28 protein-coding genes and 1 tRNA gene are annotated in these 24,618 nt (G+C 42.5%); 22 read left to right on the top strand and 7 right to left on the bottom strand.

Features of this window, described 5'->3' with window-relative positions:
• Positions 1-2 precede the first annotated feature (2 nt).
• The 12 genes from PQ479_RS15095 to PQ479_RS15040 all read left to right on the top strand — a co-directional run bounded on the left by PQ479_RS15095 (position 3) and on the right by PQ479_RS15040 (position 10,202).
• Positions 3-446 (top strand): phage major tail protein, TP901-1 family, encoded by a 444-nt coding sequence (locus PQ479_RS15095; RefSeq protein WP_083991210.1) that lies wholly within the window; start codon positions 3-5, stop codon positions 444-446.
• A gap of 60 nt (positions 447-506) precedes the next feature.
• Positions 507-878, top strand: coding sequence for a tail assembly chaperone (locus PQ479_RS15090; protein WP_047988335.1), 372 nt, complete (start codon positions 507-509; stop codon positions 876-878).
• Positions 879-904: 26 nt separating this feature from the next.
• Positions 905-1,204, top strand: coding sequence for a phage tail assembly chaperone (locus tag PQ479_RS15085; RefSeq protein ID WP_047988336.1), 300 nt, complete (start codon positions 905-907; stop codon positions 1,202-1,204).
• The gene (locus PQ479_RS15080; protein WP_047988337.1) at positions 1,197-3,485 is read left to right on the top strand and encodes a phage tail protein; all 2,289 of its coding nucleotides are present in this window, start codon (positions 1,197-1,199) and stop codon (positions 3,483-3,485) included. Before PQ479_RS15085 ends, PQ479_RS15080 begins: the two co-directional genes overlap by 8 nt.
• Complete coding sequence (locus PQ479_RS15075; protein ID WP_047988338.1) at positions 3,478-4,296, top strand: phage tail domain-containing protein; 819 nt, start codon at positions 3,478-3,480, stop codon at positions 4,294-4,296. Before PQ479_RS15080 ends, PQ479_RS15075 begins: the two co-directional genes overlap by 8 nt.
• A 10-nt stretch (positions 4,297-4,306) precedes the next feature.
• The gene (locus tag PQ479_RS15070; protein ID WP_047988339.1) at positions 4,307-6,124 is read left to right on the top strand and encodes a metallophosphoesterase family protein; all 1,818 of its coding nucleotides are present in this window, start codon (positions 4,307-4,309) and stop codon (positions 6,122-6,124) included.
• Positions 6,072-8,162, top strand: a complete 2,091-nt coding sequence (locus PQ479_RS15065; RefSeq protein ID WP_337957116.1) for a phage tail spike protein — start codon at positions 6,072-6,074, stop codon at positions 8,160-8,162. Before PQ479_RS15070 ends, PQ479_RS15065 begins: the two co-directional genes overlap by 53 nt.
• Entirely contained in the window at positions 8,162-8,353 is a 192-nt protein-coding gene (locus tag PQ479_RS15060) for a hypothetical protein (RefSeq protein WP_053070364.1), read from the top strand. Before PQ479_RS15065 ends, PQ479_RS15060 begins: the two co-directional genes overlap by 1 nt.
• A gap of 36 nt (positions 8,354-8,389) precedes the next feature.
• Complete coding sequence (locus tag PQ479_RS15055; protein WP_273717070.1) at positions 8,390-8,521, top strand: hypothetical protein; 132 nt, start codon at positions 8,390-8,392, stop codon at positions 8,519-8,521.
• A 78-nt stretch (positions 8,522-8,599) separates the two neighbouring features.
• On the top strand, positions 8,600-8,935 hold the full coding sequence (locus PQ479_RS15050) for a hypothetical protein (RefSeq protein WP_047988341.1): 336 nt from the start codon (positions 8,600-8,602) through the stop codon (positions 8,933-8,935).
• A gap of 17 nt (positions 8,936-8,952) precedes the next feature.
• Positions 8,953-9,924, top strand: coding sequence for an N-acetylmuramoyl-L-alanine amidase (locus PQ479_RS15045; protein WP_053070365.1), 972 nt, complete (start codon positions 8,953-8,955; stop codon positions 9,922-9,924).
• An 11-nt stretch (positions 9,925-9,935) separates the two neighbouring features.
• Positions 9,936-10,202 carry a phage holin gene (locus PQ479_RS15040; protein ID WP_047988342.1) on the top strand — a complete coding sequence of 89 codons (267 nt, stop codon included), beginning with the start codon at positions 9,936-9,938 and terminating at the stop codon, positions 10,200-10,202.
• Positions 10,203-10,230: 28 nt separating this feature from the next.
• On the opposite strand, the gene PQ479_RS15035 is transcribed toward PQ479_RS15040, so the two are convergent.
• The 4 genes from PQ479_RS15035 to PQ479_RS15020 are packed head-to-tail and all read right to left on the bottom strand — an operon-like array spanning position 10,231 to position 12,618.
• On the bottom strand, positions 10,231-10,560 hold the full coding sequence (locus tag PQ479_RS15035; RefSeq protein WP_047988343.1) for a YolD-like family protein: 330 nt from the start codon (positions 10,558-10,560) through the stop codon (positions 10,231-10,233).
• A gap of 55 nt (positions 10,561-10,615) precedes the next feature.
• Positions 10,616-11,206: a replication-relaxation family protein gene (locus tag PQ479_RS15030; protein ID WP_047988344.1), complete on the bottom strand. Its 591-nt coding sequence runs from the start codon at positions 11,204-11,206 to the stop codon at positions 10,616-10,618.
• Positions 11,199-12,341, bottom strand: coding sequence for an FtsK/SpoIIIE domain-containing protein (locus tag PQ479_RS15025; RefSeq protein ID WP_047988345.1), 1,143 nt, complete (start codon positions 12,339-12,341; stop codon positions 11,199-11,201). The genes PQ479_RS15030 and PQ479_RS15025 overlap by 8 nt, the downstream gene beginning before the upstream one ends.
• A 13-nt stretch (positions 12,342-12,354) precedes the next feature.
• Positions 12,355-12,618 carry a hypothetical protein gene (locus PQ479_RS15020; RefSeq protein ID WP_273717069.1) on the bottom strand — a complete coding sequence of 88 codons (264 nt, stop codon included), beginning with the start codon at positions 12,616-12,618 and terminating at the stop codon, positions 12,355-12,357.
• Positions 12,619-12,895: 277 nt separating this feature from the next.
• On the opposite strand from PQ479_RS15020, the gene PQ479_RS15015 reads away from it, so the two are divergent.
• The 7 genes from PQ479_RS15015 (at position 12,896) to PQ479_RS14985 (ending at position 17,518) form a co-directional block, all read left to right on the top strand.
• A complete protein-coding gene (locus PQ479_RS15015) occupies positions 12,896-13,120 on the top strand; it encodes a hypothetical protein (RefSeq protein WP_047988347.1) in 225 nt (74 codons plus the stop codon).
• Positions 13,121-13,311: 191 nt separating this feature from the next.
• A tRNA-Leu gene (locus PQ479_RS15010) sits at positions 13,312-13,393 on the top strand.
• 101 nt (positions 13,394-13,494) lie between these two features.
• Positions 13,495-13,698, top strand: coding sequence for a hypothetical protein (locus PQ479_RS15005; RefSeq protein ID WP_273717068.1), 204 nt, complete (start codon positions 13,495-13,497; stop codon positions 13,696-13,698).
• Positions 13,699-14,233: 535 nt separating this feature from the next.
• On the top strand, positions 14,234-14,746 hold the full coding sequence (locus tag PQ479_RS15000) for an RDD family protein (protein ID WP_047988348.1): 513 nt from the start codon (positions 14,234-14,236) through the stop codon (positions 14,744-14,746).
• A 474-nt stretch (positions 14,747-15,220) separates the two neighbouring features.
• Positions 15,221-15,970, top strand: a complete 750-nt coding sequence (locus PQ479_RS14995; protein WP_083991287.1) for a methionine ABC transporter ATP-binding protein — start codon at positions 15,221-15,223, stop codon at positions 15,968-15,970.
• Positions 15,960-16,673, top strand: a complete 714-nt coding sequence (locus tag PQ479_RS14990; protein WP_047988349.1) for a methionine ABC transporter permease — start codon at positions 15,960-15,962, stop codon at positions 16,671-16,673. Before PQ479_RS14995 ends, PQ479_RS14990 begins: the two co-directional genes overlap by 11 nt.
• A 14-nt stretch (positions 16,674-16,687) precedes the next feature.
• On the top strand, positions 16,688-17,518 hold the full coding sequence (locus PQ479_RS14985) for a MetQ/NlpA family ABC transporter substrate-binding protein (protein WP_047988350.1): 831 nt from the start codon (positions 16,688-16,690) through the stop codon (positions 17,516-17,518).
• Positions 17,519-17,586: 68 nt separating this feature from the next.
• On the opposite strand, the gene PQ479_RS14980 is transcribed toward PQ479_RS14985, so the two are convergent.
• Both PQ479_RS14980 and PQ479_RS14975 read right to left on the bottom strand, forming a co-directional pair.
• Complete coding sequence (locus PQ479_RS14980) at positions 17,587-19,227, bottom strand: PAS domain-containing sensor histidine kinase (RefSeq protein ID WP_047988351.1); 1,641 nt, start codon at positions 19,225-19,227, stop codon at positions 17,587-17,589.
• A gap of 481 nt (positions 19,228-19,708) precedes the next feature.
• A complete protein-coding gene (locus tag PQ479_RS14975; protein ID WP_053070367.1) occupies positions 19,709-20,755 on the bottom strand; it encodes an FUSC family protein in 1,047 nt (348 codons plus the stop codon).
• Between the two features lie 163 nt (positions 20,756-20,918).
• On the opposite strand from PQ479_RS14975, the gene PQ479_RS14970 reads away from it, so the two are divergent.
• The 3 genes from PQ479_RS14970 (at position 20,919) to wrbA (ending at position 23,204) form a co-directional block, all read left to right on the top strand.
• A complete protein-coding gene (locus tag PQ479_RS14970; protein WP_047988352.1) occupies positions 20,919-21,647 on the top strand; it encodes a hypothetical protein in 729 nt (242 codons plus the stop codon).
• Positions 21,640-22,476, top strand: a complete 837-nt coding sequence (locus tag PQ479_RS14965) for a hypothetical protein (RefSeq protein ID WP_047988353.1) — start codon at positions 21,640-21,642, stop codon at positions 22,474-22,476. Before PQ479_RS14970 ends, PQ479_RS14965 begins: the two co-directional genes overlap by 8 nt.
• 113 nt (positions 22,477-22,589) lie before the next feature.
• Positions 22,590-23,204, top strand: a complete 615-nt coding sequence (gene wrbA, locus PQ479_RS14960) for an NAD(P)H:quinone oxidoreductase (protein ID WP_047988354.1) — start codon at positions 22,590-22,592, stop codon at positions 23,202-23,204.
• Positions 23,205-23,253: 49 nt separating this feature from the next.
• Here the strand turns inward: wrbA and minD are convergent, their stop codons facing one another.
• Entirely contained in the window at positions 23,254-24,087 is an 834-nt protein-coding gene (gene minD, locus PQ479_RS14955; RefSeq protein WP_047988355.1) for a septum site-determining protein MinD, read from the bottom strand.
• Between the last annotated feature and the right edge of the window lie 531 nt (positions 24,088-24,618).

Here is a 24,618-nt window from a genome sequence, read left to right as displayed (position 1 = left end):
ATTTGGGCAGAGCGTATAAAGGCGAAGAGATAATTTTCGCGGTAAAAATCATAGCGAACGAGGATACGTTAGTAAGACCGTTTAACCAAACAGACGGATCGCGTAATATCAGCGCGGACGAAATCGAGCTAGACACGAAAGACGGCGCAGGCGCAGACTACGGAAAAGTAACGGAAGAAGTCTCGCTTGATGGTATCGTAACCGAAGGAGATCCTTTCGTTGACTTCGCGAAAGAAGCTATCCGCGGAAAGAAATTCATCGAAATCTACGAAATCAATAAGCGCACGCTAGAAGCGGAAAAAGGCGAATACATGATTCAGTCGTTTGAGAAAACCTACTCTAACGGGGAGTTCGCTAACTATAACCTTTCCGCGAAACTTAACGGGGTAGTCACGAAAGAAACTATCACGGAAATTCCGGAAGGTGCGCAAGACGTAAATCCATAAGGCGTCCTAACGGGCGTCTTTTTATTATCGAAAATTACCGAAAAGGGCGGTTGATTATACATGGCGACATTTGAAATTGAAGGAAAAGAATACGAATTAAAGCTTACTTACGCGTCGGTTAAATATCTCGACAAACATTCCGAAAACGGGCAAATGGGACTAGTCGGACTTGCGATGATGGGTGACTTAGACATTTTTCCGCATATCGTACACGCAGGGCTATTCCACGCTAAACAAAACTTTACACTCGCGCATATTGAAGCGGAAATCGAAAAAGCGTTCGAAGCCGAAAAGCTCGACCTAGACGGAATCATTAAGCTCTCTAACGAGGTCGTGACGAAATCTTTTTTCTACAAGAAAACCGTCGACAAGTTCATGAAACTGAGCGGAGATCCGAAGGCGACGGAAGCATTAGCGAAATTGACGGAATAGGCGAATTAACGTCGGTAGAGCAAGCGTTGTTTGCGGGGTGGCGGTACCTAAAGCTTACGCCTGACAAGATTTACGATATGACTCCGCGAGAGTTTACATTGCTAATCAAGGCGCAAGAGAAACGGAAGCAAGACGAAAGGCACGAAACAGCCACGTACATTATATGGCTTACAAAAGCTGACCGTGAAAAACAGCCAAAGCCCACCGACTTATATACACATCCGGACATCGAAGCGGAACTCGGAAACAAAGCCGAAGAGTCGCGTAACAATGCCGACTGGCTTTCGCAATTTAACTTTAACGGAAAGGAGGAAGCGTATGATTAACGACATACTCGTGAGGGTTGGCGCTGACATATCGGATTTTACGCGTAAGATGGGGCAGGTCGTTAAGGAATCACAAGGATTAAGTAGTCAGATAAAAAATGTCGGAGACTCTATGTACAATCTCGGATCAAAAGCTACGAAAGCAACTGCCCCGATCACAGCACTAGGCGCAGCGGTCGGCACGCTGGGACTTAAGCGTTTAATGGAAGGTGAGCGAGTCGCGATTATGTTTGACACCATTTACGATTCCGCCACGGACGCAGAAAAAGCGATGGAAAGCGTACTTGAAATCGTTAAAGGAACGCGGTACGGATTAAATGAAATTGCTGACCCGTTCGCGCAGTTGAAATCAACTGGCGTTGAGGACGCGACTGCACAAATGGCGATACTCGCGAATATGAACTTAGCGTCTATGAAAGGTGATACGGAGTTAGTACAACGTTTAACGCGTTTACAACAATCGGCGCTCGCAATGGGTCGGATGGACGGTACGTTAATTAATCAATTTGCATCAGCTTTTGTTGATGTACCACTTATTGTCGGTAACGCGTTAGGAAAGACGCGAGCAGAAACACGAGATTTTTTATCGAGTGGCGCATACGACGTAGAGGAAATCATGAATATTATCTCCGAAGGCGTATTGAACGGTTCAAAAGGAATCGCCGGCGAAACGGTAGCAATGGGCGGAATGATTGACGCGGAAGGTCAAACGCTTGCCGGTAAATGGGCGAATATGAAAGCGGCGATGGCGCGTGCGGGCGAAACCGTTTGGAAGGATTCGGGCGCATTTGACGGACTTAAAACCACGCTCGAAGGGATTACGGACGCGTTCGACAATACAGCGGAGGCTTTCGTTCCTGCGGCAAAGGCAATCGCAGGGGCTATTAAAAACGTCGTAGATATCGTCATGGGTGCGGTAAATTGGTTTGTCGGCTTAAATGAATCTACGCAGCAATTACTCGCAAATATCGTGGTCGGTGCCGTTGCGTTCGGTCCGATACTAATGATCATGGGCAAACTTATATCAGCATTTAGCATTTTCGCACCGGTTATCAAATTAATATCTAACGGAGTTAAGGCGTTAGGGGCGGTCTTTGGCATTGCTACCGCTAAAGTTTGGCTGATTGTCGGGGCTATTGCGGCGGTTGTCGGCGGGCTTATATACGCGTATAACAACGTCGAATGGTTCCGCGACATGGTTAATGTGGCGTGGCAGGCTATTGTTGATGCGGCACAAATAGCGTTCGGTTTGCTCTTAGAGGTAATCGGAATTGCGCTTGACTTTGTCCGCGGTCTGTGGGAAGAACACGGCGAGACGATTATCAACGCGGCAAAGGCTGTTTGGGAAACGATTCTAACCGTAATTGAAGAAGTGGTCGGCTTTATTAGCGGTATTATTCAGCAAGTTTTCGGACACATCCAACAGTTTTGGGCGAAACACGGCGAGGCAATTTTAGAGTCGGCGTCTACTGCGTGGAATAGCATCAAGACGGCTATTGAAGCTGTATTGGGGGTAGTTAAGGCAGTAATCGGCGGGGCACTCGGATTTATTAAGGGGCTATTCGAAGTAATTTGGCCAGTCATTTCCGGGATTGTAGAGGTAGCGTGGAACTTAATTAAAACGATCATATCGACCGCGATTGACGTTGTGGCGGGCATCATCGACTTTGTAATGTCGGTCATAAAAGGCGATTGGGAGAGTGCTTGGGATGCGATATGGGGCATCGTTACTAATATTTGGGATAACATCGTCGGTTTTTTCGAAGGCGTCGACTTATTCCAAATCGGTAAGGATATTATACAAGGGCTGATAAACGGAATAGGCGAGATGGCTTCGGCTGTTTGGGAAACGGCGAAAGGGATCGCAAACAACGTTATTGGAGCAATTACCGGTACGCTTGATACGCACTCACCTTCGCGACTAATGAAAAAAATCGGTAAATGGACAGGCGAAGGCTTGGCGATGGGTATGGATGATATGGTCGGGTCTGTAGGCAAATCTGCCGCTAAACTAGCGCAAGCCGCCATTGTACCGGTCACGTCGGCGGAATTATCGCCGTCGCTAACGTCGTCGTCGAAGTTAAGCTCGTCGCTGGACGTTAATCACCGTGACGACACCGCTGTACCGTATTTAGCACGCATAGCCAACGCAATGGAAGCGGGTCAAGACGTATATATCGACGGCAAACTAGTCGGCGCCGCGGTAAAAGACACGGTCAGCCGCGAATTACAAAAAGATCAACGCAATGTAGCGAGAGGGGCGGGATTACGCTATGGCTAATGAGGCAGACGTATTTTTAGACGACACGCGACTACAAGACCGCGGCTGGCGCTTCCGCCTTTCGTCCGAGGAGCCGGGCTTGCCGGAATTGCGTAACCGAACGGTCACAGTGCCGGGGCGTCACGGTCATTACGACTTTGGCGCCTATTTTGGTGCGCGGGAATTTATGCTCGACGCCGTGCTCGAACGCCAGCCGACTTATGCGGACATTAATCGAAAACTTGACGAGTTAAAGGCGGAACTACTCGACGCGCAAGGGCGTCCTAAAACGCGCAAGCTTCGATTCGGCGACGCAGTTGACCGCTACTTTAACGTGCGTTTAAGCGGGGCACTAACGGTGGAACGCGTTGCTAACCTCGCGATTATTAAAGTACCGTTGACCGCGTCGGACCCGCACGCTTATTCCGTAGTTTCTGCGGACGAGATTACGTGGGGAAGCGAAATTATTACGTTTGACTGGAATTACCTGCTCGGACACGAAAGCGGAGGCGGAGTTGTTCGTGTGGTCGCTCCTACTACACAATCCGTGACCATAAGCGGACAGGCGGTTAAGCCGGTCATTACGTTAAGTGGTGCGGGCACAAACGTAAGGGTAGCCGCGAATGGTCGGGCGTTCACGTTGGCTTCGCTTGGAGGGGCGACATGGATCGTGGACTGTGAATCGGAAACAGTGACGAGAAACGGAGTGGCTAGGTTCGACGCATTAAACGGTGATTTTATCGAGCTATTGCCGGGTAATAACGTCCTGTCAATAGCAGGTTCAGGACTGAATTTTGACTTTATAGTCAAAGCTCGAGATATTTTCTTATAGGAGGTTGACGATGGCTGTCTCACATATTAACTCCAACGACTCTTTAAACACTGGGAGAATAAAAGTAAACCAGACTATTGATAATATTAAAAGGTCCTTAGTATACTATTCACTCCCATATAATACCGAAATTCCTGACTATGACGGAGTTACAGGTATTTTCGACTTTAAAGGGGATGGCACAGCTAGAATAATTTGGGAGGATGAATGGTACGAGGTTCCTGCCAATACAAGAGTTATAAATGAAACCGAAGGATCCCATGCGAAATTACTATTCAACACATCAACAAAACAATTTTATTTTATTTATTCATATTCTCCTACCAGTTTAGATGAATTAACCCTAGCGATGGTTAGGTCATCGTCCGCAGGAGGTACTAGAGCTTACTCAGATTTATTTGAGATAACTCTTAGAGGGGAGCAGCAGATTTTTAACAACTCTATACATTCAGACAAACTAACCGCGAACGCTTCAAATTTAGGATACTTACCTCCGTCTAACCTAAAGAAGCCCACATATAACCCTGATAGTAAAGTATTTAGCTTTAATAGCGATGGAACATCTAGGATAATTTACGGAAATTCTTTTTATACTATCCCCGACAATCTAACAATAATTAATACTCGTACGCAGACTCATTCAAGGTTAGTGTTTGACACTAGAACACAAGATTTTTTGTTTACAAGCGCATATGGGCCTATAGGTAATAGTCGGATAGCATTGGTTACTATTCGCGAAATAAATGACGGAGTACGTTTAAACTCTCCATTTTTTGATGTGGATATTGAAACAAAAATTGATGATGCGTCTAGTGTTTTGTTTAGAGCTACAAAGACGCGGTCCCCAGGTAGAAATATTAGTTTTGTTTTTTTGACAGACACGCATGGAGATTGGGGGAACTCCTATAGGGTAATGAACGATAACTTCCAAAGTTTATCGCAAATGACGTCGTACGGTAAAATTGATTTTGTTGTACATGGGGGGGATTTGCATAGCGGCTATTACTCGGATAAAGATGAAGCTTTAAGGAATTTTATGGAAAGTATGAAGTCTATGGGAAGCTATGTCCCTGTTTATCTAGTGAATGGTAATCATGATGATAACTCTTATTCGATCAACAATAACAACCAAGCACATCTAACGGTTACTAGGCGGGAATGGGCTAACTTTGTTATTAAAAATTTCGAACACGAGGTATGTTTAGATCTAAATAATCCTCTATCTAGGTATTTTTACAGAGACTTTACAGACCAAAAGGTACGAGCCATTTTCTTGGATGCCTGTGATTACCCGTATATACCCCTAGATGATGGAACCTTAAAATATTCAGGGAACACAAACGGGCTAGGTTATAGTCAAAGTCAGATTAATTGGTTAGTTAATAATGCATTAGATTTACAAGGTAAAGAAGATTATCAACTACTGATATTCACTCATATAGGAACTAGGAAAAGTGTATTACAAACATGGCAAGGAGTTCCTAAAAATAGTGAGTCGATTGAGGGCATTTTGAAGGCGTTTAAGGAGGGGTCTAATTACTCCTACCACTCGAATGCGGAGGATTGGGAGGTGTCGGTAGAAGTGACATTTGATAGGTCCCATGACATAATCGGAATATTCTATGGACATACACATAGAGATTTTTTTTCTAAGCCTAACGATTTAGGTATCCCATTCTTTAACACTACGATGTGTCAGTTATCTACTAATGGGGCGATGGATGTAATTACTATTAACTTAGACGATAAAGAAGTACATGCAACTAGGTTAGGCGATGGATCAGACCGAAGTTATCAGTACGGAACCGAGAATATGTCAAATGATTAAGGTGTACTCACGCAATATGACGCCCCTAGGACGCCTAACCAACGCCTTCAACGTCGGTTACACCATCGAACTAAACGGACTAGGCTCGGCAACCTTCACGCTACCACTCGACGACCCAAAGAACGCGCTATGCACGCCATTTAATTTCGTCGAACTATACGATAACGGCGAACGCGTCGACCTCTACCGCATTATGCCGAAAGCAACGGAAAAGTCGGAATCGACCGAAACCATCACGTATAACTGCGAACATGTACTCGCGACTCTTATTGACGACGTAATTTTCGGCTATTTTCAGCGGTCAAATTATACGACGCGCGCAGTCCTTACCGATGTACTCGCGTATCAAGAATCCACGCGCTGGATACTCGGCGACTGCGACTTCACGCGTTACTTCCATTACGGGGCGGAACACGAAACGGTGTTATCCGTCCTTTTAAGCGTGCCTCGACCGTTTGATGTCGCGTATCAATGGACGTGGGACACTACGGTCTTTCCGTGGGTTCTCCACTTAAAAGCGGCGACCGACGAAATTTCCGGCGAGGCGCGTTGGGGCAAAAACATCGTCGGCATTACGAAGGAAGAGGACCCGCTGCCCGTCGCCACACGAATTTATCCGCTCGGCTACGGCGAGGGCGTCAATCAACTAAATATTCGCGCTGTAAACCCGACCGGGCTTCCGTACATTCAAGCGGACACGGTGGCGGACTATGGCGTAATCAATTATATTTGGGTCGACCGCCGCTATGAGGATGTCGACTCTTTGTTTTCCGCGGCAAAAATAAAGCTCGAAGAATTAAAGCGACCGCTGCGGTCATATACGCTCGACCTCGTCGAATTGAAATTGCTCGGCGACTATAGCCGGTACGACGTCGGCAAACTAGTCCGCATACATGACGCTGACATAGGCGTGGTTGATGTGCGCGTAATGAAGTACGCAAAGTCGGACGTTGGCGAACAACCGTGGGCAGTATCGCTTGAAATCGGCAACAAGCGCGACAATTTAGCCGTCAGCCAAACGGACTTAGAGCGACGACAACAAATTAACGACACCTATTCGCAAGGGTCAACTAACGTCGACTCGTATCCATATCAAGATAACTGCGACGCCCAGCACCCCGCGGTTATTCGTTTTTACTTGGACGAGGACTTAATTAACGTAAATACGCTTGACCTAACGCTAGAGACGTCTAATTTTCGCGCATATAGCCGGGCAATCGAAGGCGGAGGCGCGGTCGTATCGTCTACGTCCGCAGGCGGTGCTGTCGTTAAGTCAACGTCAAGTGGCGGCGGCTCAACGCAAACGAGTACGAGCGGAGGAGGTACAACTGCGAGTAGTTCAAGCGGCGGCGGCACTAGTACGTCGACTTCGAGCGGCGGCGGCACATCTACTAGTACGTCAAATGGCGGAGGTAGCACGCAGACTAGTGCTGCGGGCGGAGATCATAAGCATACTATGTTTGTGCGTAATAACGATGTTTCAGGTCCTCCGCCGCTAAATATGTACGAAGCTTCCAACGGTTCTTTGGTGCGGTTGGAAGCGGCGAATCAAGTTCTCGAAACGTGGGGGAGTTCCGGAAATCACACGCATTCTGTGGCGGTTCCTACTCATTCGCATAACTTTACGGTACCTTCGCATTCGCACGATTTTACGGTACCAAACCATACCCATAATGTGACGATACCGAATCACAGCCATAATGTGGTTATACCCGCGCACACTCACGAAATTGATATACCGTCGCACACACATCAAATTACATTACCTAATCACACCCACGAAATCGAGCACGGTATTTATACGCTAAATTCAATGCCTACCGCGTTAGAAATCCGAGTTGACGGAAATCTAGTCCCACACACAGAGCTTAGGGCAGATAAACTTAATCTAATTCCTTACCTCGCGAAAGATAGTAGCGGTAAAGTCACAAGAGGAACACGTCATGAGGTTACAATTCGTCCGAACGGTCTTGCACGTATAAACGCGCAGATAGATGCAAGGTATTTCATTCAAAGTCGAATAGGAGGAACGTATTAATGCTAAAATTAAGTGTTATAACGCAAGACAACGAAACTTACGTAACAGAAGTAGAAAATTACGATTCCGAAAAAATAAATGAAACCATTAACGACCCCGATCGTATAACTATAGTAATAGGTGACTTAATCTTATCTCGAATCGATATAAAGAGAATAATTCCGCTTGACGAATCTCAAATATCTGAATAGAATAGGATTAACAAACCATAACTAGGAGGGGTTCATATGAAAAAAATATTTATCGGAGGTATATTATTTTTATCAGTTTTAATGGGGTGCTCAAGTGAAGAGTCAATTCCACTACCGGGTGATTATGATTTTATAGGACCTTTACCAACGGAATCTAACGCAAAATAACGTAAAATTTTTATATAAACGAAAAGTCTCGCGGACTAAGCGGGGCTTTTTATTTTGTCGCGGAAAGGAGGAGCGTAATTGACCGAGCCATCAATTTACGATCTCTTGCAGAAAATCGGCGAGATGCAAGTCGAACTCGCAAAAGTAACGAAAGGGGTCGAACATCAGACGAAACTTATCGAAGAATGGCGTAAAGAGGCTGCCCAAACCGCACGCCAAGCGGACGCGGCGGAGGACAAAGCCGACCAAGCGTTAGTGCTCGCGAATCAGGCTATATCGAAAATTAAGAAAGCGGAAGACGACGCAAAACAGGCGGTCAAAGACCGGAAAGCGGACCGCAAATGGTTCGTCGGAATTATGGTGCCGATTGTACTCGCATTGGTGCCGATTATCACGCGATTTTACTTTAACTAACGAAAGGGAGCGATACTATGAATATTATTCAAGATTTTATCCCGAAATCAAACGGAAACAGACCGGGGCACTCGATGACTGCCCGCTTTATCACCGTCCACGAAACGGCTAATACTCGCTTAGGAGCAAACGCGGAAATGCACGCACGTTACGTTAAGAATCCGACGACCTCCGCCTCATGGCATTATACGGTAGACGACGGCGACGACGTTTATCAGCATTTGCCGCTTAATGAGTCGGGCTGGCACGCAGGCGACGGCGGAAACGGGGTAGGCAATCGTCAATCAATCGGTATTGAAATCTGCGTAAATGCCGACGGAGATTTCGCGAAGGCGCGGGCTAACGCGATTAAATTAATTCGCAAGCTCATGAAAGACCTCGGCATTGCCGCGGGTAACGTCGTGCCCCACCGTCATTGGAGCGGAAAAAACTGTCCGACGAATTTATTACGCGTATGGGACGAGTTTAAGGGGGAAGTGGTCGGAGTTGAGAAGCCCGCATCCCCAGCCCCAACGCAAACCGCCGAACCTAAGCCGCCAGCCCCGCCCGCACCGAAGTCCATCGAGCAACTCGCTGACGAAGTTATCGCGGGCAAACACGGAACAGGCGAAGCTAGACGCAAGGCACTCGGCGCACAATTCGCGGCAGTACAAGCGCTCGTCAACGAAAAGTTAGGCGCGGCTAAACCGAAAACCGTCGCACAACTTGCACGCGAAGTCATCGACGGAAAGTGGGGCAACGGTCAGCAACGCACGCAACGATTGACTAACGCGGGGCATAACGCTTCAGCCGTCCAAGCCGAAGTCAACCGCATCTTGGGCGCAAGTAGCTCTGCCAAGCCCGCGCCCGTCCGCAAGTCCGTCGACCAAATTGCACGCGAGGTTATCGCCGGCAAATGGGGCAATAATCCGCAAAGGTCGGCGAAGTTAAAAGCGGCGGGCTATGACGCGGCAGCCGTACAGAGGCGCGTAAATCAACTACTACGATAGGAGGACGTAACATGGGCGGAATTAACTGGAAAGTACGTTTTAAGCAAAAGCCGTTTATCATCGCATTGGTGGCGGCTTTGTTTGTGGTCGCGAATCATGTGGCGACGTTATTTGGCGTGGAGGTGCCGTTAGGGCTCGAAGAAAACGTGGTAAACGTGGTCGAGGCGGCGCTTTACGTGCTTGTCCTGCTCGGCATTATCGTCGACCCTACGACCGATGGCGTGGGGGATTCGGACGAGGCGCAAGGATACGAGGAGCCGAAGAAACAGCCGAAGTAATCACGAAAAGGGCGCCGCGGTCGGCGCCTTATACATATACAACGCTAATCAACGCGTCAATCCTAACGGGCTTATCACTGACCCGCAACGTTTTTAAGTCCCGATCGACCCGTGTAATCACGCCGGTTATGTCACGCGTAAACCCATCGTCCCAGTATCGCACCACTACGTCTAACTCGTGTTTCAGCGAGGTCATCGCAGTTTCAGCTATTTCGGCTAGTTCGTGGTCGGCGAGGTCGGGCGGCGGTATTTTTAGCTCATTCCGTTTGAGTTCCGCGAGAGCTTCGACGTGTTCCGGTAACATGATCTTTTGTTCCCACAGCTTATTTCCGCGTTTTAGATGTACGATATCCTCCACAATTACCAACTCCTTTTCCGATATTATATACGAATATACGTTCGCTATGCAACCGTTAATTTATTCGGGCCCTTTGCGTATGGAGGACGCTAAATGGGCGACCTTGTAAGTCGTAATTCCCTTCGCCAATCACCCATATCCGCGGAAATATCGGCTTTTTACCCCGAGGCTGCCAGCTTAACTTCGCCCATTCTTCGCCGTAGTAAAACGCCTCGTAGCGGTCTAGTTTCGCCTTGAAAACTTTCGCGGAGTAAATATTTCGCTGCACCTCGATATAAAACGGAGCCTTGCGCCAAATCGCAAACACGTCCGGCTCAACCGTACCTTTCTCGCCCACCTTCGGCTCGACCTCGAACACCTTCGGTTTTTCCACCTCACACATTTCGCGATAAACCGCCACAATGGCGAGAAAGTGCGGAATCTTGGCGCTGTCTTTTTTTAGCGTTTGGTCGGCGTGCGTGTACAGATATTGGTGGCGGTCGGTTATCGCCCTTACGTGCCCGTCGCGTCTTAGACGTTTAAGCACGCTGTTTGTCGCTTTTATCGGGTCCTTTAATCCGCGAAAATGTATGGCACAAATGTCGTCGCGGCTCATAACGCGGAATTTCATTAAGTCGGCAATAATCGCTTTATCTCGGCTAATCATCGTCTAACACCCCGAAAATCGGCTCCTCGGGCACTTCCGTAACCTCTGCGTCAATTACGTCTTCACTCGGGTCAACTTTATACGGTTCGAGCAACTTTTTCGCGGCGGGCAACGTGAGGTAGGGCGATTGCAGTTCCGTCAGTTCGTCGAGCTTTAGCAAGAACCGTCCCGGCGTGTCTCGGCTTATCTGTTCCGCGCCCGCCGTCCCCGTGATTCGCGAGTTAATTGCGTCCGTATGCCGAAAGCCCATTCGTACGGTTAGATTATTTTTAAGCTTACCATCAAGGACTTGCGCATCTCCGCGTTGCATCGATAAGATTAAAAACACGCCGAGTGCCCGCCCAATGGACGATATATCTTCGACAACTTGCATGAGCTTCCGTTCTTTCTTGAGTAGCACGACCTCATCGATACATAACACGATATAAGGCGGTCGGACATTCGCCGGCAAGTCGTGTGTATGCGTTTCTTCGTATTTATCGAGTAAGTCGCCGCGTTTCTGTAGTTCGCGGGCAATCTTCGCAAATATCGTGGCTAACTCGTCAACGTGCGTCGCTACCGTCTTTACATGCTCAACGTTTCTAAACGCATGGAATTCGGAGCGTTTGAGGTCGCCGAGGTATAACTCAAGGGCGAGCGGCTCACACGCCTTAATCAACGTAGTCAGCACGGCTCTCAGTTGCGTCGACTTTCCGCTACCTGTCGTGCCCGCGATTAATAAATGCGGATGCTCCGTCATATCATACGCGACATAACCGCCAGTCCGTCCTTTACCGCAAATAATCGGCAAGCGATGCGGCTGTAGTGCGGAGGCTATTTCGTTATATTCGTATAACAATTCGGCGGGGATGTCCGCGTAATACACCGACAATTTAAACGTCTTATTATCGCGGTCAAGTTCGATATTTGTGCCGAATTGGGCTTCGAATAGCCACCGTTTAGCCTCGATGTCCGCCGGATTTAAGCCGAGCGGCACCGTAAAGACGTAGCGGACGCCCGCGTCGAGTACGTCGACCGCGTGGATTTTCGGCATGATATATTGCGTGTTCGTGCCGTTTTTATACGTTAAGTGTAGACCGCCAGCACGAAACGCTTTCGTCAATTTGCGTTTTAATTGCGATTTTTGCGTAAACATAGACGCAACCTCCTTACATTAGCGGATTATTTAGCGCGAAGATAATTAGGGCGATAATCACTGCGATAGGTAACGCCACTTTGACGATAGCTGCGATACGTTCCGCGATAATGACCGCCGACCGCGAAGCAAAGTGCCGTTCAAATAACGCCGCTCCGATTAAAGTTGCCCCACCTCCGATAACAATTCCGTATGCTTTTACAATAGCCGGTGACATTCGCAATATTCCCTCCAACGTTACAATGGTAATCATTTTACCGCCTCCTCGTTCGCTCATTCTTCTCTCACTGCTGTTTTAAACAAATTTACCGTTTCCTATTATATTGCGTTTATTTCTTGTACATCCGCGGTAGCATAACCGCACTAAATACCGCACTTACGACCGCGGTAAGTTTCGTAGATTAGCCGTGGTCATTACCGCGGTTGCTGCCCTACTAGATTATTACGCGACATGCCCGTCCATGTTTCCGAATTCTTTCGAGGTGGGCTTGTATATTTTTCGCGGACTATGGCGAGGCTAGTATAATAATAGATTCGTAGGAGGTATCGCGGACATGTTAGGAATAGGTAAATCTCGCACAAAAGTCGGCAAACTAATCGACCATTACGGCTACACGCAGGAAGAATTTAAGCGCGAAATAAACGTTAATAAAGATACGGCTTCGCGATTATGTAACGATAAGAATTACGTGCCAGGCTCGGTGATTATGCGGAAGGTGATGCGGTTCATACGCCAGTATGACGAGGGAGCAAAGGCGGAGGATTATTTCGACATATAATATTGTTGACACGTGTAATTTGTCGTGATATATTATTATTTGTCTTAGGACGCATACTATTCAGACGCGTTTTACATTTACCGTAAGTGATAGTGCGGTGATTCAACGCCAAAGTGGACGAGTAGGATGCGGTCAAGCGAAAAGTACGCGCCGTAGAAATACTGCCAACGGCGTTGTATCAATGAATTTATGCCGATGTGGCGGAATTGGCAGACGCGCACGACTCAAAATCGTGTTCCTTCGGGAGTGTCGGTTCGACCCCGACCATCGGTATCAAACATTTTGTTAATATCATATTGAGAAAAAGCTCTAAAGTGTAGGTACATCAGCATTTTGGGCTTTTTTTATTTTTCGTAAGTTAGAATAAGAAACGAGTGGGTTTTAGCCCTTTTTTCTCAATTAATCAAATTAGCTTGGTAGACGAAGATACTGCTTTCTTTTGGATTGAAAAGAAGAGAAGTTGGTTAGGTTTATGGGAAGGTGAAGAAAGTAAAATACCGTATCAACCTTCAATTAAGCATGTCGCTTTCCGTTTAGAGTATTCTAATATGAAGAAAGCGATAGTGGTTACATTCTAATAATATTGTAGCAGTACCCTTTGGTAAAAGTAAGTCAGTAGACCCAGGTGTTGGGCCTAATCATGGAAATGCCCCAGTTTATTTTGAAGATTACGATAATAATAGTCTTGAATTGATGTGCTTTGTGGATGTACCTGAGACGTTGAAAAACATAACAACAAAACTATCACTTGAAGAATGGGAGGATTTATTAATAATTGAAGAGCATTCATAAAATTAAGTGATGTCATAACAGCATAAGATGTTAACTATATCAATGATGTAACCTAAACTAAGGGCGTTCCTAACTAAGAAAGCTTTTTTCTTATATGACAAAAGGAGCAGGTTAGCGGAAAAATGAAGTTTTTTGTGTTATATTAAATTTCAGATTATTTAGATATTGTTGTATGTATATGGAAATCATAGGTGTATGGGAGTTGAGAATGAACAATATTTCGATAAATGAACTACTGGATTACATAATAGAGAAGCATTACAAACCATATTTAAAGAATGTTTATAAACTTACAATTCAAAATGAAAGAGGGTAATGTTAATGAATGCTTCATTTCTACTCCGATTTAAAGCTTTTATGATTGATTACATACTTATTCTCATTTATTTAGTTGTACTCTTTATCTCTAATGTATTTCTATTTCCATCGTTGCAAAATTTTTTCACGGGTTCATTAATTATAGCTCAGTTTACAGGCTTTTTAATGGTGACTTTCCCAGTGTCACTTTATTTTATTATTAGCGATTCGCGCATTGGAAAACAGTCTTTTGGAAAAAGGAAAACAGGTATACGAGTTGTGGGATACAATGGAGAAGCATTATCAGTGCTGCATTTAACGTTTCGAACTTTCCTAAAGTTTTTGCCTTGGGAGTTGTCACATTTTCTTATGTATAGACTGATTTATATAGGAGATGGTGTTGTCCCGTTTACCTACTATTTGCTGGGTATACTCATTTATGCACTTATTTTTGCATATATATTGCCAGTCATTTTTACGAAAAAGAAACAATCCCTATACGACATCGTTGCAAAAACAAATGTGGTTAAAATCTAAATCGTATACCTATTGGATTTATCCAAATTTGACTTGATTAGGGCTTTGTAATCCTGCAATTATAACAAAACCAACCTTTTGCTATTGCTGTTAAAGATTATTTTATAAGTTATATCTGTATAATTAAGAATCATTTTTTCGTGTTCTATTTTTATTAAGCCGATGAACTTTAGTGGATAAGAATTGGAAGGTTTCAGTCGATTCAATTCTATTTGTAGAGGTAGTTCCCATACCAGAGTGGGATTAAGAGTAATGTTTATTCAAATAACAATTATAAAGAAGTGATTCATATGGATTATCAAGAGTGTGTTGAAGTTGTAACGATTAAACAAATGGTTAGAGAAGCGAGTTGGGACTGAGGTTGCGGTGACATACATCGGTGACGAAGATAGGGAGGTGTTAAATGACATTTTCTGTTGGATCGTCTATAATAAAGGACGGTGTCGAGTGTAATGGTAGAAAGGTTAAATGATTATGCTAAAGTTACATAACGTTTGCAAAACATATGGTACATATCAAGCGGTTGACAATGTGAGCTTAGAACTCCAAAAAGGAGAGGTACATGGCATTGTTGGTTCTAGTGGTGCAGGGAAATCTACATTACTAAGGATCATGAACTTATTAGAAGTCCCTGACAGTGGAACGGTGGAGATTAATGAGCAAAATTTAACAACCTCCACAAAGAAGGGGCTCCGTGAGGCACGTAAGAAAATAGGGATGATTTTTCAACATTTTAATTTAGTTGCCAATAAAACCATATTTGAGAATGTCTTAGTCTCGTTACAGCTTTCCAACTATCCGAAAAAAGAGAGGAAAGAGCGTGTACTTGAATGTCTTAGCTTTGTTGGTTTAGAGCATTTAAAAAATCAATATCCAGCACAGTTAAGCGGCGGGCAAAAGCAACGTGTCGCGATTGCTAGAGCATTGGCTAATCGTCCAGCTGTTCTATTATGTGATGAACCGACCTCTGCCTTAGATACAAATACGACAGCAGAGGTACTACATGTGCTGCAGAGCATCAATGATAATTTTGGCGTCACTATTGTCATTGTCAGTCATGAGTTAGAAGTCGTTGAAAGTATTTGTAGACGGGTTTCAGTTATGAGTGAAGGGACTATTTATCAAACCGTTGCTATTAAACCAAAAGGTATTCCGAAGGTACATAATCACCCGCAAAGCTTTGTTGAACGCTTAACAAAGGAAGGTGATAGCCATGATTCCTGATTTTATTTCTGAGCCTTTTTTAAGGGGATGGGATGCGATTACCCCAGATATTATAGCGGCGAATCAATCACAAATCTGGCAAGCGATAATAGAAACTTTTATCATGGTCGGAGTATCGATTATTGCTGCGGTTCTTGTTGGTTTACCAGTTGGGACATTACTTTATTTATGTAGAAAAGGACAAATATTAGAGAATAAGTTCGTTTTTTCCATTCTTAATTTGTTAGTTAACATTATCCGTTCATTTCCATTTTTGCTACTCGTTGTTTTCCTTATTCCATTTACGAGATTTATTATTGGTACGGCATTTGGTACAGCGGCTGCGACGGTACCTTTATCAATTATTGCCATTGCTCACTATTCGCGATTAGTCGAACAAGCTTTACTGGATATACCGCGGGGAGTTATCGAAGCGGCTGTTTCGATGGGGGCCTCTACTCGAGAAATTATTGTTAAATTTTTATTTGTTGAAGCAAGGTCTGGTCTTGTGTTTGGCTTAACGACCTCGATAATTAGTTTTATCTCTTATTCGACAATTATGGGTGTTGTTGGTGGAGGAGGGATCGGTGACTTTGCGATTCGGTATGGTTATCAGCGTTTTGAAACCGAATTAATGTTATACGTGATCGTCATTATGATTATACTAGTACAATTCATTCAGTTTATAGGAACAACTGTTGCAAGAAAAATTGATAAACGTTAGTAGGAGGATACAACATGAAGAAATTACTGATGATGAGTTTCATTGTTTTTTTATTAGCTGCTTGTGGTGGACAAGAGAATGAATTGGTGGATGATACGGCAGGAACGGGTGAAGAACAGGAAGAAGTTACGTTAAAAGTTGCTTCACTTATTCCACCAATGACAGATATTTTAGAGATGGTAGAGCCGGCTTTAGCAGAGCAAGGTGTGAATTTAGATATTCAAATTTTGAGTGATAATGTTTTACCTAATTCGATGTTAGCTTCTGGTGAGGTTGATGCAAATTTCTTCCAACACGTCCCGTTTATGGAGGAATATAATCGTAACCATGATTCAAACCTAACACCAATTGTCCCTATTTATTATGCAAATTACGGGGTGTATGCCAAAGAATTTGGGGCGATTGAAGATCTTCCAGAAGGTGCAAGTGTGGCTATCGCTGGTGATCCATCTAATGTCGATCGTTCTCTAGCCTTACTTGCACAGCATGATGTTATTACATTACAAGAAAAAACAGACGTCTATTATACACAATCAGATATTATTGAGAATCCGAAGAACCTTCATTTTGAGGAAATCGACTTGTTAATGCTTGCACGTGCTTATGATGATACAGATGCTGTCGTGATGACGCCTGCATATGCAGCACCGCTTGGTCTTACACCTAAAAGTGATGCACTTTTAACAGAAGGTACTGATAATGAGTTTGCAATTACGCTTATTGCACGTGAAGATAATCAAGATTCAGAAGCTATTCAAAAGCTCGCAGAAGCAATGACAAGTCCACAAGTTCGTGAGTTTTTAGTAGAGAATTTTGACGAAACGGCTATTCCTGCATTTGAATAACAAAGTAAAAAGTCATGAAGCCAAATAGAAGGCCTCATGACTTTATTTGTTTAAATTTCGATAAAGATTTAAGTGGAGGGAGGAGTTTCTCTAGATATTGGGAATTGAAGTGTGACTTTAGTTCCTACATGAATCTTGCTCTCATAGTTGATGGTTCCTTTATGTGCCTCAACAATTTTAAAGCTAACGGTCAAACCCAGACCAGTTCCCTTTTCTTTTTGAGAATAAAAAGGTTCACCAATCTTCTTGAGACGTTCCTCATTAATCCCTACACCATTATCTTCAATAATGACGATAATATCTTGATTTTCACGGTACAATTTAATTTTAATGAATGAGGCATGTGCCTCCATTGAATTTTTTAAGATGTTTAGAAAAACTTGTTTTAGCTGATTCGGTTCGCATTCTAGTAATAAATACGGGTTTTCTTTATCAACTTCTACAGAAACTCCATGCAAATTCATTTCAGAATGAAGCAGCATTAAAACATTATCCATCATGTCATGAATGTTTTTGTGAGTAAACGTTAATTCCTGAGGACGAGCTAAAACAAGTAATTCACTAACGATGGTATTAATACGCTCAAGCTCATCTAACATGACATTGTGTATATAATTGTCATCCTTACTTTCAATTTTGAACAACTGAACAAAACCTTTTAAAGAAGTGAGTGGATTACGGATTTCATGAGCAATTCCTGCGGCAAGTTCTCCAACAACGGCAAGTTTTTCCGTCGTTCGTAATTTTTCTTCTGTTGCAAGGCGTTCTGTCACATCTGTGGTATATCCAATAATTCCTCGTATATCATTTCCATTTAGAATAGGAACAAATGTACAGTGAACAATTAATGGCTTTCCATCCTTGTGACTTATTTTTATTTCTTGGACATGTTCAGATTTTTTTTGAGATTGAACGAGATCGAGTGCATACTCAATCCGCTCACGATCCTCACTCTCGACATAATGTAAAATATGCTGCCCAATCGCATAGTGAGCATTATAACCAGTTAAAGGTTCAAATTGTGGATTAACTTCTGTTAATTCACCTTTGACATTAATGATAAAAACAAGCTCAGGGTTATATTTGAAAAGGGAACGATACTTGATTTCACTTTCTTTTACTAGTTGATTTGCCCTATTTCTCTCTGTGACGTCCCTACCTATAACAACAAGTCCTTTTCTTGATCCATTCTTTTCAAAAAGTGGGACTTTAATTGTTTCAAATGTTTTAATGGATCCGTCAGGTTGTGGTATCGCTTCATCAACGCACGTTACTTTTTTTGACTGCCATGTTTGTTCATCGGATTCAACACAGCTAACTAAAGCATCGTGATAGAATTCCGTATACTTAGCGAGCTCTTTATCTGTTTTTCCCCGATAATCAACACCTTCAAGTTGAAAAAGCTTTAATCCGAATTCATTCGTTTCAATCCAACGTCCTTGACCATCTTTAAAGTTAACAAAGTCGACCATCGAATTAATCAGAGTTGTTAAGCGTTCTTTTTCGTTTTTTAATAGCTTCACTTCTTCTCTTTTTCCAAGAATGTGATAAATGAAAATCACTGTTAATATGACAAAAATAATCCCTTTCACTTTTTGTATATTGATGTACGTCTCTATATTTAAAAAGTACAAGAGATAATCGGTTAGCACGATCCAAAGTACTCCGAAGGTAATATAGAATAGCAACATTTTCTTTTTATAAGACATCTACCAATTTCCTTTCCATTTCCAAAATCCCTCAATCCATAATTCCTTACTTATTTTAGCACGAACTCTCTAAAAATTGAGAGAAACTTCGATCTATTTTACGGAAATAGGGATTTCTATTTTATAAATTACATGGATAGCTTTTCCTTCCTAATATTTTGTATGAAGGTTAATTAAAAACGATGTGCGGAGATCAAAGCTCCGCATATGAGTATCAGCAGTAACTTTCATATAAAACCCACATGGTGGAGCCAAAACTAGCTCCGTCACCAACAAAGATGAAAGTAGTGGCGACGTTCAAACTGTTGGCACGTTTACAACGCGATCACCATTAGGAGTATGCCTGAACAAACAGGTGGTACTGTCCTACTAAGGTCATTGATCGCGAGATGGATGACGAGCTAACTACACGGCACAAACTATCGCCCATAAGTAACTTTCATATAAAAAGACGAAAGCATTGTATGCTTTCGTCTATTCATCATCCACTAGTAAGTACTTTACCTTTATTTGCTTTTTTATTTTGCTCTGCCTGCCTAGCTTCTTGGTATTCAATGAGCAAATGATAAATAGCTAAAAGCTCAATAGCAATCGAGGTTCTTTTTGAAATTAGAACTTCATCGTTTTTACTCTCATAAATGAGCGGGTATAAAATCTCTCGAACTTGCTGAACATTCTCACCATGTATACGTAAGGAGTTTTCATAAAAGCTATCTTTGATAAGTGACCATGCATTTTGAAGTTTTATAGCATCATCTTTATGTAAGTTTTCCCGGTTGGCATAAGCAATGATATTTTTAGTATGCGACGTAATTTGATTCATTACATTAACTTGCCTCTGTATATCATTTAAGGCAAGATCGTCATCGTTATCTTTCTTATAGCGGTGGACATCACGCTGCAGAAGGAGATACTCCTTCATTTGCTCCATTTTTTCATCAATGAGTTTAAGCTGCTTGAATAGTTTAGCGGTTGTTTTTTTGGTTAGATTTTGATTGGCTAAACTTTTATCAATGAGTAATTTTGTATCAAAAATGAGCTCTTTCTGCGTTTGACGGATATCATTGATAAAGTTAGGCGACCAAATGACGAGATTCACTAAGGTTGATACGGTAATGCCAATCGTTGTCGTCGCAACACGAGTTAAAAAAGCCATAAAAAAGTGATCATCTGCCATCGGAATCATCGCAACAGCCGTTAAAGTAGAAACAATGATGGCATCATGCCAGCCTAGGCGATGACAAATATAAATGGTAAGAAAAGCGGATAAGGCAAATGTAATGGGGACCTGACCGAAGAGAAAATCAAAACTCATGGCAATAGCAGCACCAATTGCGGCAGCAGGTAAACGGATCATGCCTTTTTTGATTGAAGCATAGACGGTTGGCTCCACCGTAACAATAGCAGCAATGACCGCGAAAACAACAGGAAAACCAAGAGCTTGGCAAATCCAAGCTGTGATAAAGACAGCTAAGCCAGTTTTTAAAAGTCTTTTTCCAATTAAAGGTTTTAACCATCTAATGATCATGGGCATTCTCCTATTTCTTGCGTATTCTCTAATTGTAGTGGAATAATATCAAATTTAAAAGTCAATATACCCTTATATTTTTAAAAATCAATATATTAAATTTTCATAATATATGGTAATATTTCCGGGTATATAAATATATGAGTGGTAGGGAGGTACATATGTGGGGGATATTCTTTTTGTAGAATGGGGTTTAACCATTTTAGGGTGGCTTTTATTTTTAATTATTATAACGGTTGTTTATATGAAGCATCAAGATTCGCCATCTTTATGGTTTGCATGGTTACTCGGTTTTATCGGTTTATTTTCTTTTGACTTTCAAATTGAAACATCGGCCTTTAACCGTTATTCATTTCCTATTTTGCCACTTGGGGTAGGAATTTTTTATTTGGTTACATGGAAAAAGAGAGAGAAGTGGCTTCGTTATCGTCGCTATTTATGGGCAGGTTTTGCTGTTAATTTCGTCTTTTTAGCTCTGTCATTAATAGAACCACCCTTGTATGAGGGGATCTATCAAAAAGATGAGTTACAGACCTATATTCAAGCTGACTCTGAATTAGAGTTAATTATTACGCACCCTTCTGGGGAGCAGGTTTCACTTGAGCGTCATGTCTTATTTGAAGCAGGTTGGCGTAGAACGGCTTTAGATGGAGCTGCTTTCTATACGGGGGCGATATGGGAAGATGGTGATGGTGATCTCATTGATGAAAAGGATAGAGTAGAAGCATTTCCTTACCTTTTAATAGGCGTAAAGTCTAAGGAGGGAAGTGGATTATATCCACAAGTATTTGTTGAGAGAGACGGACAGGGCTTATTGATTCAGTTGGAAAGTGAGCATTTGTATTTCCGTAGCGAGACGCCTGTTTTGGTCGGAGGTGATACAAATGAATAAGAAAAACGGTCTAATCATTGGAGCAATTATATCTTTAGTAGCAGTAACTTTATTTCTAGTTCTCTTCGTTCAAGGTAATCAAGCACCAACTGAGTTGAGTGAAGGAGAAATTCATGAGAAGGTTGCCGCGTATAACAAGGTTGATTATAGAGAGCATGTACCTCTTGAACATGTAAAGGAACTAGAAATCGTGGGGTTGGATGAGGAACGTTTACTAATTCGTTTTTATATGGACGGGGGAAAGGAACTCCCTATTTACCAAACCTTGTGGGTATGGGAAAAAGGTGATTGGAATATGATTGAGGCAACATCGACACACAGCCCAATAGTGTGGGGTGATAAGGATGGAGAAAATCACTTTTTAATATGGAATTTTAATCAAGAACATCAACAATGGCAAGAGGGTGGGGAGTTATCACTAGAAGTTTATTTGATCCAAAAGCGGAATTATTCTAGCTCGTATAATACTTATTTTACGTATGATCCTCACGTACAACTTTTAGTAGAACTAGAGTTAGAGGACTCGACAGGTATCTTGGAATTGCCTACTGAATGGCAATATATGATGAACCAAATTGGCTATGAAGGAGTAGATGAATTCTCGTCAGTCGTTGGTTTTGATTCACTGTACTCAATGATCACCTATACTGTCTTTAATGAGCGAGATCAAGCGATTGGTTATGACTTAATTGAGTCTAAGACAAACCCTTCGTTTATTAAGAATTCCGATTATCACTTTTTTGAGATTAACTTTACTCATTTTATTGATATCGAGCAGTGGCATCGTGATAACAATTTTGAAAGTGGCATTTATGAGAGAAGGAAATAGACCTTCTCTTTTTTTTATATTTTTTAAAGGGTTGGTTAAACTACGTACGAAAACTGTTTTATTTGATAAAAGGAAAAGAAAGATACTACTTAGTTAAAAGGAGTCGAACAAAAGTGGGAAATGTTAATGTAGCCGTTATTTATTATAGTTCAACTGGGACGAACTATCAGTTAGCGCAATGGGCTGAGGAAGGTGCAAAAAATGCTGGAGCAACCGTAAAGGTGTTAAAGGTGGAAGAGTTGGCACCTATGGCTGCGATTGAATCTAATCCTGCCTGGAAAGCTCATTATGAGCAAGCTCATAATGTTCCAGTTGCAACTAATGATGATTTAGAATGGGCTGACGCGATCATTTTTAGTGTGCCAACGCGCTTTGGAAATGTCCCATCACAAATGAAGCAATTTTTGGATATGACAGGCGGATTATGGGCGCAGGGCAAACTTGCAAACAAGGTTGTAAGTGCCATGTCATCAGCCAGCAATGCTCATGGTGGTCAAGAGGCAACAATCCTTTCATTATATACGACCATGCATCACTGGGGAGCTTTGATTGCTTCACCAGGATTTACAGATGCCATACAATTCTCTTCTGGAGGTAACCCTTATGGTGTAAGTGTCACAGTTGACCAAGAAGGTAATATGGCAGAAGATGTCCAAGAGGCAGTGAAATACCAAGCGAAAAGAACCGTGACTGTTGCTAATTGGGTCAAGCAAGGCAATCAATCCTAATTTTTAAATTAAAACAAAAAAGCCGATCTGAGTCATTCAGGCCGGCTTTTTATGAGCGAATATATTGTTTTTTTGTTGGTTGAAAAATCGTAAATAATTTGGTTTTTCGACGATAATCGTGGTTAGTAGGAGGTAATCGGAATACCTTCGTTTGGTTAAAAACAAGATTGCGTGCGATATGTCTAAATCTTAATCCGCTTTCCATATGGCTATATAAGGCGATTGCTTTCCCCTCGTTTGTCGCTTTAATGATTCTTTCATCCTCGGGTATCATTCCTACAATTGGAATATTTAATTGCTCTTCAATTAGAGTTTCTGATAAGCGATAATTTTTCTTTATTTGTGCTTCGTTATAATAGTTAAGAATTAATTTATATGGAATTTGATATTGCTTTTCTATCAGACCTATTACACGATCAGCGTCTTGTACAGAAGCACGATCGGGCGTTGTAATAATAAGAGCCTCCGATGCTACAGAGATGGCAGCTTCAAAACCTTTTTCAATTCCAGCTGGAGAGTCAATCAGAATATAATCGTATATAGCGGCAGTTTGAAGCTCCTCAATAGCTTGTTGAAATTGTTCTTTTTCATAATCTTGTTCTGTTGCTGTTCGACTACCTGGTATGAGTGATAATTGTGTAAGCTGCTTATCCTTGATGATAACCTGCTGTATACTTTCACACTTTCCTGATAAATAATCGATTACATCAAAGATAATTCTGTTTGTAAGACCAAGGGGAATATCCAAATTCCGTAAACCAAAGTCTGCATCAACTAAACAAACTTTATGACCCATTAAGGCTAAAGCTGTTCCAAGGTTAGCGGTTGTTGTTGTTTTTCCAACACCACCTTTTCCAGAGGTGATGGCAATTGTTTTTGTCATCATACAGTCTCCTTTCAACATCATGTATGGTTAAATAAGCATTATCGTAGGGCAGAAGTATTTACAGAGACTATAGTTATTGAGTAATAAAAACTTCATCGTTATTAAGCATATAAGACAAATTGAAAGAAGAACAAAGCAATTCAGCCTGTAATTTGCAACAAATTCACAGGTCATAAGTCCTTTTTGTGTATAAGTAATTGTATTTAATGTAAAAAATATCCTGTAAGTGATACTTAGTAATCGGGACATTTGGGTAAAAGACTGCGAGATTTATAGGTAGTTGGTGGTGTAGTTTAAAATTTAGTTAGGGAGGTATAAGAGAAGGTTAAGCAATAGTATTTATTGATAGATAGGAGCTGTCAGAGTTTAAAGTTCAGATAAGGAAGAGGAAGGAGCGAGTATCTGCATAAAGAAGCGTTTAATGTGCAGATACGGAAGAGAAAAGGGAGAGTACCTGTACAAAGAGGCAGTTAATGTGCAGATACGGAAGAAAGAAGAGCGAGTAACTGCACAAAGAGGCGTTTAATG

This window comes from Alkalihalobacillus pseudalcaliphilus, from assembly GCF_028610675.1.
In the GTDB taxonomy this organism is placed as follows: Bacteria; Bacillota; Bacilli; order Bacillales; family Bacillaceae_D; genus Alkalihalobacillus; species Alkalihalobacillus pseudalcaliphilus.
The sequence above is the reverse complement of the archived record's forward strand: the minus strand, read 5'-3'. Positions and strand labels throughout refer to the sequence as shown.

Excerpts from the sequence above, each read along its gene's own strand:
- PQ479_RS15090 (WP_047988335.1), top strand. The coding sequence starts at position 507 with ATGGCGACATTTGAAATTGAAGGAAAAGAATACGAATTAAAGCTTACT.
- PQ479_RS15080 (WP_047988337.1), top strand. The coding sequence starts at position 1,197 with ATGATTAACGACATACTCGTGAGGGTTGGCGCTGACATATCGGATTTT.
- PQ479_RS15075 (WP_047988338.1), top strand. The coding sequence starts at position 3,478 with ATGGCTAATGAGGCAGACGTATTTTTAGACGACACGCGACTACAAGAC.
- PQ479_RS15070 (WP_047988339.1), top strand. The coding sequence starts at position 4,307 with ATGGCTGTCTCACATATTAACTCCAACGACTCTTTAAACACTGGGAGA.
- PQ479_RS15065 (WP_337957116.1), top strand. The coding sequence starts at position 6,072 with ATGGATCAGACCGAAGTTATCAGTACGGAACCGAGAATATGTCAAATG.
- PQ479_RS15060 (WP_053070364.1), top strand. The coding sequence starts at position 8,162 with ATGCTAAAATTAAGTGTTATAACGCAAGACAACGAAACTTACGTAACA.
- PQ479_RS15055 (WP_273717070.1), top strand. The coding sequence starts at position 8,390 with ATGAAAAAAATATTTATCGGAGGTATATTATTTTTATCAGTTTTAATG.
- PQ479_RS15045 (WP_053070365.1), top strand. The coding sequence starts at position 8,953 with ATGAATATTATTCAAGATTTTATCCCGAAATCAAACGGAAACAGACCG.
- PQ479_RS15040 (WP_047988342.1), top strand. The coding sequence starts at position 9,936 with ATGGGCGGAATTAACTGGAAAGTACGTTTTAAGCAAAAGCCGTTTATC.
- PQ479_RS15030 (WP_047988344.1), bottom strand. The coding sequence starts at position 11,206 with ATGATTAGCCGAGATAAAGCGATTATTGCCGACTTAATGAAATTCCGC.
- PQ479_RS15025 (WP_047988345.1), bottom strand. The coding sequence starts at position 12,341 with ATGTTTACGCAAAAATCGCAATTAAAACGCAAATTGACGAAAGCGTTT.
- PQ479_RS15020 (WP_273717069.1), bottom strand. The coding sequence starts at position 12,618 with ATGAGCGAACGAGGAGGCGGTAAAATGATTACCATTGTAACGTTGGAG.
- PQ479_RS15015 (WP_047988347.1), top strand. The coding sequence starts at position 12,896 with ATGTTAGGAATAGGTAAATCTCGCACAAAAGTCGGCAAACTAATCGAC.
- PQ479_RS15000 (WP_047988348.1), top strand. The coding sequence starts at position 14,234 with ATGAATGCTTCATTTCTACTCCGATTTAAAGCTTTTATGATTGATTAC.
- PQ479_RS14995 (WP_083991287.1), top strand. The coding sequence starts at position 15,221 with ATGCTAAAGTTACATAACGTTTGCAAAACATATGGTACATATCAAGCG.
- PQ479_RS14990 (WP_047988349.1), top strand. The coding sequence starts at position 15,960 with ATGATTCCTGATTTTATTTCTGAGCCTTTTTTAAGGGGATGGGATGCG.
- PQ479_RS14985 (WP_047988350.1), top strand. The coding sequence starts at position 16,688 with ATGAAGAAATTACTGATGATGAGTTTCATTGTTTTTTTATTAGCTGCT.
- PQ479_RS14980 (WP_047988351.1), bottom strand. The coding sequence starts at position 19,227 with ATGTCTTATAAAAAGAAAATGTTGCTATTCTATATTACCTTCGGAGTA.
- PQ479_RS14975 (WP_053070367.1), bottom strand. The coding sequence starts at position 20,755 with ATGATCATTAGATGGTTAAAACCTTTAATTGGAAAAAGACTTTTAAAA.
- PQ479_RS14965 (WP_047988353.1), top strand. The coding sequence starts at position 21,640 with ATGAATAAGAAAAACGGTCTAATCATTGGAGCAATTATATCTTTAGTA.
- minD (WP_047988355.1), bottom strand. The coding sequence starts at position 24,087 with ATGACAAAAACAATTGCCATCACCTCTGGAAAAGGTGGTGTTGGAAAA.